Origin of the sequence: Lentzea sp. NPDC006480, from assembly GCF_040611995.1 — a bacterium.
Lineage (GTDB): Bacteria > Actinomycetota > Actinomycetes > Mycobacteriales > Pseudonocardiaceae > Lentzea.
The window spans coordinates 1-8,498 of the sequence record NZ_JBEXPJ010000260.1 but is presented as its reverse complement, the minus strand read 5'-3'; the positions used below and the strand labels follow the sequence as shown (position 1 = coordinate 8,498).

The following is an 8,498-nucleotide window of genomic DNA, read 5'->3' as shown; positions in this document are numbered from 1 at the left end:
GCCTTGCACTCCGGTTTCGAAGTATTAGACGTGATGAAATGCGTCTCATTACGAAAAAGTTTCGTGGCTCTTCTCACCGCGGGTGAGCTGCGCACTTCCCGGCGTGGCACCGTTCAGGTCACATCGGCATGCCGCTGTGACCATGACGACGCGAAAGGAGCAGGCGGTGTCGTCCGCGAGAATCACCGCCCTCGAGGCCGAGGTGGCGGGGCTGCGCAAAGCTCTGGTGTCCCGGACCGTCATCGGGCAGGCCACGGGCCTGATCGCCGCACGCAAGCCCTGCACACCCCAGCAGGCGTTCGGGCTGCTGGTGCACGTCTCCCAGCACCACAACATCAAGCTGCACGTCGCCGCCGACCGGCTGGTGGCGGCGTTCGTGCACGCCCACCTGGGCCGGCCGGTACGCCCGGCCGACCAGGTGTTGTGGGATCACGTCGACGCGACGACCGCGAACGACTCCGGTGAGAGCGACGACGGGTTCGCCGAGGAGGTCAGCAGCACCTCGCCCTGAGGCAGCGGGACGGGCGTCGTGCCGAGGTTGACCACCACGCGGGTCGTTCCGCGGTGCAGCACGAAGCACAGCCCGTCCTGCTCCACCACGAACCTGTCCAACCGCGGGTCGGCGAGCTCCGGGCGGGAGCGGCGCAACGCGATCAGGGCCTTGTACGTCTCCAGCACCTTCGCGTGTTCGGCCCTGTCGGCTTCGTCCCACTTGAGGCGCGAGTTCTCGATGGTCTGCGGGGACATCGGGTCCGGCACGTCCGACTCACCCCACCCGTGCCGCGCGAACTCCTTGCGCCGGCCCGTCCGCACGGCCTCGGCCAGCTGCGGGTCCGGAAAGGACGCGAAGAACTGCCACGGCGTGCTCGCCGCCCACTCCTCGCCCATGAAGATCATCGGCGTGTACGGGGAGGTCAGCACGATCGCCGCCGCGCACAACAACTTCCCGGTCGACACCGTGGCCGGCAGCCGGTCGCCCGTCGCGCGGTTGCCGATCTGGTCGTGGTTCTGCGTGTACGCCAGGAACCGGTAGCCAGGGATCAGCGCGGTGTCGACCGGCTTGCCGTGGTGCTTCTCGCGGAACGACGACCAGGTGCCGGCGTGGAAGAAGACCTTCTCCAGGGTGTTCTTCAGCGCTCCCGGTGCCGCGAAGTCCTCGTAGTAGCCGAAAATTTCGCCCGTTAGTGCGACGTGCAGGCAGTGATGGAGATCGTCGGACCACTGCGCTTGCAGGCCGTAGCCGCCGCCTTCCCGTGCGGTGACCAGCTTCGCGTCGTTCAGGTCGGATTCGGCGATCAGGCTAAGAGGGCGGTTGAGCCCGGCTGAGAGCGCATCCACCTCTGCCGCCAGCTCTTCGAGCACGTGCACCGCTCGCCGGTCGTCGAGCGCGTGCACGGCGTCGAGCCGGAGCCCGTCGACGTGGAAGTCGCGGAGCCACTGCAGGGCGTTGTCGATCACGTACCGGCGGACCTCGTCGGAGTTCGGCCCGTCCAGGTTCAGGCCCGGTCCCCAGTCGTTGCGACCGGCGAAGTACGGCCCGAACTTGTCGAGGTACGCGCCGGACGGTCCGAGGTGGTTGTAGACGACGTCCAGCAGCACGGCGAGGCCTCGCGCGTGGCAGGCGTCCACGAACCGCTTGAACCCGTCCGGCCCGCCGTAGGGCTCGTGCACCGCACCCCAGAGCACGCCGTCGTAGCCCCAGCCCTCGACGCCGTCGAAGCTGTTGACCGGCATGACCTCGACGAACGTGATGCCGAGGTCCACCAGGTGGTCGAGCTTGCCGATGGCCGCGTCGAACGTGCCTTCCGGCGTGAACGTGCCGATGTGCAGCTCGTAGATCACGCCGCCCTGCAACGCCCGGCCGGTCCAGCTCTGGTCGGTCCACTCGAAGTCGTGCCGGTAGACCCTGGACGCCTCGTGCACGCCGTTGGGCTGCCACAGCGACCGCGGATCCGGATATGCCTTGCCCTCGATGACGAACGCGTAGTCGGTGCCCGCGGCAGCCACCTCGATTTTGGCAGAACGCCACCAGTCGCCGTCGCGCTTCATCTCGTGGTCGAAGCCGTCGACGCGCACGTGCACCGACTCGGGTGCCGGCGCCCAGACCTCGAAGCTCACTCGTCCCCCTGAACCAGCAGTGCGACCGGGTAGGTGTCGAGCAGGGCGGCCAGGTCCTCGGTGGCCGGCCGGCCGGTCAGCACGTCCGTCCACTTGGTACCCGGCAGCGGCAGAACCGTGTCCTGCCACCCCTTGCGGGCCAGCCCGACCGGCAGCCGCGTCGCCACCGTGATCACGCCGGAGCGTTCGAACGCCAGCACGTGCTCAGCCGCCGGGCCTTCCGCGTGCAGCGGCCGGTAGCCGTGCAGACCTCGTTGCCGCACGTGCAAAGCCTTCTGCACCACCAGGAGCTTCGCCGCGCCCGAGTCGTCGATCTCCGGCAGCCAGCCCTTCTCGATGCGGTCCAGCAGTTCCGCGCGGACCAGGTAGTCGACCGGGCGGCGGTTGTCCGGGTCGACCAGCGAGAAGTCCCACAGCTCGGTGCCCTGGTAGACGTCCGGCACGCCCGGTGCGGTGAGCTGGACGAGCTTCTGCCCCAACGAGTTCACCCAGCCGGGTGCCTTGATCCGTTCGGCGAACGCGGCGACCTCGGGCTCGTTCAGCACCTTCGCGGGCCACGCGGCGACCTCGGCGTCGAACTCGGCGTTCCGGTCGACCCAGGACGTCTTGATCTTGGCTTCCCTGGACGCCTTCTCCAGGTACTGACCCAGGCGTTCCTCGGTGATCGGGAAGGCGCCGACGAGCGACTGCCACGCGAGCCGGTTCAGCGACGGCTCGGAAAGGCCGTGCTTCTCGGACATCGCGCTCTCGAACGCCAGGTACTCGTCCGGGATCTCCGCCAGCACCGCGAGCCGGGCCCGGACGTCCTCGGACCGCTTGGTGTCGTGCGTCGTCAGCGCGGTCATGGCGACCGGCGTCTGCGCCTCACGTGCCTGGGCGCGCTGGTGGAACTCGGTGACGGGCAGGCCGAACCGGTCCGGCGAGCCGCCGACCTCGTTGAGCGCCACGAAGTTCGTGTACCGGTAGAACGCGGTGTCCTCGGTGCCCTTCGCGACGACCATGCCGGACGTCTGCTGGATCCTGGTCGCCAGCTCACCGTGCGGATCGGCGCGCACCTGTTCGTCGAGTGCGCGCGCGGCAGGCGACTTGGCTTTCCGGACCGCGGTTTCCCAGTGGCCGGAGCCTTCCGGCAGGTACGACCGGTAGACCGGAAAGTTGACCATCACCTCGGCGACGGCCGCGCAGGCGTCCTCGAACTCGACACCCTGCACGAGACGGGCGATCCGGCGCACCTCGGCGACCAGGATCGAGTCCGCGACCTGCTGCCGTGACGCGTGTTCGACGGTGTGGAAATCCCCCGCGAACGCCTCCGTGGGCGCGATGAACACACCGCAGACCTCGCGCAACGCGTCGTAGCCCGTCGTGCCGTCGACCGGCCAGCTCTGCGGCAGCGACTCGTCCGGGCCGAGGATCTTCTCCACGACCAGCCAGCCGTCGAAGTGCTCGCGCAGCCTGCGGAAGTAGCCACCGGGATCGGCGAGGCCGTCCGGGTGGTCGACGCGCAGTCCCGTGACACCCCACGACAAGACCTCGCGGTGGGTCGCCTCGAACACCTCCGGGTCCTCGACGCGCACCGCGGCCAGCTCGGTGATGTCGAAGAACCGCCGGTAGTTGAGCTCGGTGTTGCCGCGCCGCCAGTCGACCTTGACGGAGTGCTCGGCCGGTTCTTCCTCCGCGCCTTCCGCGAGCACCGGCAGCAGGACCTTGCCGGACGACCAGTCGATGTCGAAGTACCGCGCGTACCTGGAGCTTCGACCGTTCGCGAGAACGTCGTCCCACCACGGGTTCGGCACGACCATGTGGTTCGGCACGATGTCGACCACGAGCCCGAGCTCGTGCTCCGCCAGGCTCTTCTGCAGTGCCCGGCGGCCTTCGTCGCCACCGAGCTCCGGCCGGGCACGGGTCGGGTCCACGACGTCGTAGCCGTGCGTGGAACCCTTGCGCGCGTCGAGCATCGGCGAGGCGTACAGCGCACCGATCCCCAGGCGCCGCAGGTAGTCCGCGATGGAAGCGGCGTCGGCGAAGGTGAAGTCCGGGGTGAGCTGAACGCGGTACGTGGAGAAGGGCGCGCCCATCAGCCCACCCTCTGCAGCACGACGAGCGACCGCGCGGTGAGGTTCAGCTGCCCGCCTGCCACGACGGGCTTCTCCCCGTTGCCGACGTGCCCGGTCGTCGTGTCGACCACCACCGTCCACTCAGGGCCGTACTCGACGTCCGGCAGCGTCACCTCGATGTCCTCGTAGTGCGCGTTGAACGCCATCAGGAACGAGTCGTCGACCACCCGCATGCCGCGCGAGTCGAGGTCCGGGATGCCCTCGCCGTTGAGGAAGATGACGACGCACTTGCCGAAGTCGTCCTCCCAGTTCTGCTCGGTCATCTCCTCGCCGGACGGGGTGAACCACGCGATGTCGCGCAGCTCCTCGCCCTTGCGGATCGGCCGTCCCGCGAAGAACCGCTTGCGCCGGAACACCGGGTGCGCCTTGCGGAACCGCGAGACCGCCGCGGTGAACTCGACCAGCTCGGAGTTGCTCTCCAGCAACGACCAGTCGACCCACGACACCTCGTTGTCCTGGCAGTACGCGTTGTTGTTGCCGTGCTGCGTGCGCCCGAACTCGTCGCCGTTCACGATCATCGGCACACCCTGCGACAACAGCATCGTCGCCATCAGGTTCCGCCGCTGCCGGGCCCGCAGCTCCAGGATGTCCGGGTCGTCCGTCGGCCCCTCGACACCGCAGTTCCAGGACCGGTTGTGGCTCTCGCCGTCCTGGTTGTCCTCGCCGTTGGCCTCGTTGTGCTTCTCGTTGTACGACACCAGGTCGTTGAGCGTGAACCCGTCGTGCGCCGTCACGAAGTTGATCGACGCGTACGGCCGGCGGCCATCGTCCTGGTAGAGGTCGCTGCTGCCGGTGATCCGCGACGCGAACTCGCCGAGCGTCGCTCGTTCCCCGCGCCAGAAGTCCCGCACCGTGTCCCGGAACTGCCCGTTCCACTCCGTCCACAGTGGAGGGAAGTTGCCGACCTGGTACCCACCGGGCCCGACGTCCCACGGCTCGGCGATCAGCTTGACCTGCGACACCACCGGGTCCTGCTGCACGACTTCGAAGAACGTCGCCAGCCGGTCGACGTCGTAGAACTCGCGGGCCAGCGTCGCCGCGAGGTCGAACCGGAACCCGTCGACGTGCATCTCGGTGACCCAGTACCGCAGCGAGTCCATGATGAGCTGCAACGTGTGCGGCGCCCGCACGTTCAGCGAGTTACCGGTGCCCGTGTAGTCCATGTAGAACTTCGGGTCGTCCTCCACCAGCCGGTAGTACGACTCGTTGTCGATCCCGCGCATCGACAACGTGGGCCCGAGGTGGTTGCCCTCCGCCGTGTGGTTGTAGACGACGTCGAGGATGACCTCGATGCCGGCCTGGTGCAGCGCCCGCACCATGCCCTTGAACTCCTGCACCTGGTTCAACGGCAACGCCGAGTAACCGTCGTGCGGCGCGAAGAAGCCGATCGTGTTGTAACCCCAGTAGTTGCTGAGCCTGCGCTCGGCCAGCGTGTGGTCGCTGATGAACTGGTGCACCGGCATCAGCTCGACGGCCGTCACACCCAGTTTGATCAGGTGGTCGATCATCACCGGATGCGCGAGGCCCGCGTAGGTGCCCCGCAGCCTCGGCGGGATCTCCGGGTGGTCGATGGTGAGGCCGCGCACGTGGGCCTCGTAGATGACGCTCTCGTTGTACGGCGTCCTGGGCAACCGGTCGCTGGTCCAGTCGAAGAACGGGTTCACCACGACCGACTTCGGCACGTGCGGCGCCGAATCCGTGTCGTTGCGCTCGTCCGGCGAGCCGAACTTGTACCCGTACAGCGCCTCGTCCCACGCCAGGCCGTTGGAGATGGCCTTGGCGTACGGGTCGATCAGCAGCTTGTTGGGGTTGCACCTGAGACCGCGTGACGGGTCGTACGGGCCGTGCACGCGGTATCCGTACTTCTGGCCGGGACCGATGCCGAGCAGGTAGCCGTGGTGGACGAAGCCGTCCACCTCCGGCAGCCTCACCCGTGTCTCGGTGCCGTCGTCGTCGAACAGGCAGAGCTCCACGTACTCCGCAACCTCGGAGAACAGGGCGAAATTGGTGCCAACGCCGTCATATCCAGCGCCAAGCGGGTAGGGCCTTCCAGGCCAGGGTCGCACGATGCTCCTCGTCACGAACGGCGGCTACCCATCGACCCTATCCGCCTAACTCCGGACCGGCATCACACTCCTTCGTGTGCCAGCACCAGCTGCCCACGTGCGGCCGTGAGCAACGTTCGTGCTTCCTGGATCTCCACGTACTTCAGGTGCTCACAGGCCGCCTCCGCGCACGCCAGCGCGTGCTGCAGGGCGATGTTGTCGTCCACGGGTCCTGCGTCCCGCAGCGCGTCACGCAGGGATTCCTCCGCGCGCCGTGCCCCGACCACCGGGTCGCCGAGTGCCGCAGGTCTCACCGAAGCGAGGACCTGCTCGACGGCCAGTTCAAGCACGCCGGTTGGGTTCCGCGTGCTCACGGCTGAGCTCATCTGGTACGCCACCTCCAAAACGTTCGTCGTTCGCCGTCGGGTGACGGCCTCACTGTACTCCGCAGGCACTTGACCTGCCGTTACGTGGAAGTTTCATCTTTCCCGGCTGCGCAGGGGACGGGTGATGTCCCGGACGCGTGGAAAGAAATCGTCCAATGCCACGGGCAGGGGAATTCGCCAGTTCGGGTGCTCGTCGATCGTGCCCGGCACGTTGGGCTGCCGGGTTTCCCGCAGAGCGTCCTGAGGTGAAGTCAGGACCAACGCGCAGGGTGCCTGCGCCAGCAACTCGTGGACGCCGGCGACCCGATCGCTCGGATCGATGCCTTCCTGGCGCATGAGCTCGTCGAAGTCCGGGCCGTCCGGGCCCGCGAAGAACGTCGCGGCCGTCGGCAGGTCGTGCGTGGAGATGCTGGCCATCTGGTTCGGGTTCCACTGCGACGGCGGGACCAGCGGATGGCCCTCGGCGTAGTAGTCGCGCTGGAAGTAGAGCACGGCGCTGGTCAGCATGCCGTTCTCCTGCAGCGTCTTCGTGACGACCGGCTCGACCGTGCCGAGGTCCTCGCCGACCACGACGGCGCCCGCGCGGTAGGCCTCCAGGGCCAGCACGCCGAGCATCGCGTCGGCGTCGTAGTAGACGTAGGTGCCCCTGCTGGGTGGCTCGCCCGGCGGGATCCACCAGAGCCGCCACAGGCCCGCGACGTGGTCGATGCGGATGCCGTCGGCGTGCTTCAGGACGCCGCGCAGGACCTGGCGGAACGGGCGGTAACCGGTCTCGGCGAGCTTGTCCGGGCGCCACGGCGGCAGGCCCCAGCCCTGGCCGTCCGCGCTGAACGCGTCCGGTGGCGCGCCGACCGTGACGTCGATGGCGAAGACGTCCGGGTCAGCGAACGTGTCCGCGCCACCCGGCGAGACGCCCACCGGCAGGTCGTGGATGACGCCGATGGCCATGCCTGCCTCGTGCGCGGCGAGCCGCACGTCCTGCAGCTGGCGGGTGCAGAGGTGCTGCAGCCAGGCGTGGAACGCGACTCGGTCCGGTGGCGCCTCGGCTTCGGCCGGCCACTCGCGCCAGTCCTTGCCGTGGATCTCGGCCAGCGCGCAGTACGTGGCGAACGCCTTGAGGTCGTCGTCCATCTCGACGTCGCCGCCGGGGAACAGCAGCTCCAGCGCCTGCCTCTTGGCGTCCCAGATCGCGTCGTAGTCGATCAGGTCCTCGTTCGCCGGGCGCAGGTCGCGGATCAGCTGCCGGGTGCGCGGGCAGGCCTGCAGGAACTCGGCGGTGTCGGTGATCCGCAGGTACAGCGGGTTCGCGAACCGGCGGCTCGTCGGCGAGTAGGGCGAGCGCTCGACCGGGTGCGTGAGCGACGGGGCCTGCACCGGGTTGACCAGCACCACGCCCGCGTCCAGTTCGAGAGACGACCTGCGGGCGATCGTGGCGAGGTCGGCGAAGTCGCCCATCCCCCACGAGTCCTTCGAACGGGCGGCGTAGAGCTGCAGCATCCAGCCCCAGGTGTGCGGGACGTCCGGCAGCGTCCTGGGCGCGACGGCCAGCGTGATCGTCTGCCGGTCCGTGATGATCCGGTGCCAGCCCAGCGGCAGCGAGTCCGGCAGGTGGCGGTCGACGTGCAGCGTGCCGCCGTCTTCGAGCTCGACGGTCGCGGGGCCGCGCAGGTCGTACGTCTCGTACTCGCGGATGACGATCGTCGGCGGGAGGACCCGTTCGGCCCGGCGCTGCTCGACCAGGGCGAACTCACGGGCGACGGAGTCCTCAGTGGACGCATCGACGCCGAACTGGGCGAGGATCTTGACGACGACCTCGGTGTCGACCACGACCTCTT

General features: G+C 68.5%; 6 protein-coding genes. 1 reads left to right on the top strand and 5 read right to left on the bottom strand.

Annotated features, from left to right (window positions below; all coding sequences use genetic code 11):
* Positions 1–166: 166 nt before the first annotated feature.
* On the top strand, positions 167–511 hold the full coding sequence (locus tag ABZX92_RS44020) for an ANTAR domain-containing protein (RefSeq protein WP_355571851.1): 345 nt from the start codon (positions 167–169) through the stop codon (positions 509–511).
* On the opposite strand, the gene treZ is transcribed toward ABZX92_RS44020, so the two are convergent.
* From treZ to ABZX92_RS43995, 5 genes are all read right to left on the bottom strand, one after another.
* A complete protein-coding gene (gene treZ / locus ABZX92_RS44015; RefSeq protein ID WP_355571849.1) occupies positions 430–2,118 on the bottom strand; it encodes a malto-oligosyltrehalose trehalohydrolase in 1,689 nt (562 codons plus the stop codon). The two genes, ABZX92_RS44020 and treZ, sit on opposite strands and share 82 nt — an antisense overlap.
* Positions 2,115–4,193, bottom strand: coding sequence for a malto-oligosyltrehalose synthase (gene treY / locus ABZX92_RS44010; protein WP_355571847.1), 2,079 nt, complete (start codon positions 4,191–4,193; stop codon positions 2,115–2,117). The genes treZ and treY overlap by 4 nt, the downstream gene beginning before the upstream one ends.
* Positions 4,193–6,298 (bottom strand): glycogen debranching protein GlgX, encoded by a 2,106-nt coding sequence (glgX, locus tag ABZX92_RS44005; protein WP_355571845.1) that lies wholly within the window; start codon positions 6,296–6,298, stop codon positions 4,193–4,195. The genes treY and glgX overlap by 1 nt, the downstream gene beginning before the upstream one ends.
* Before the next feature lie 62 nt (positions 6,299–6,360).
* A complete protein-coding gene (locus ABZX92_RS44000) occupies positions 6,361–6,663 on the bottom strand; it encodes a hypothetical protein (protein ID WP_355571843.1) in 303 nt (100 codons plus the stop codon).
* Between the two features lie 93 nt (positions 6,664–6,756).
* Positions 6,757–8,498: 4-alpha-glucanotransferase (locus ABZX92_RS43995; protein WP_355571841.1), on the bottom strand; the 1,742-nt coding region annotated here is incomplete at its 5' end.

Excerpts from the sequence above, each read along its gene's own strand:
- ABZX92_RS44000 (WP_355571843.1), bottom strand. The coding sequence starts at position 6,663 with ATGAGCTCAGCCGTGAGCACGCGGAACCCAACCGGCGTGCTTGAACTG.
- treY (WP_355571847.1), bottom strand. The coding sequence starts at position 4,193 with ATGGGCGCGCCCTTCTCCACGTACCGCGTTCAGCTCACCCCGGACTTC.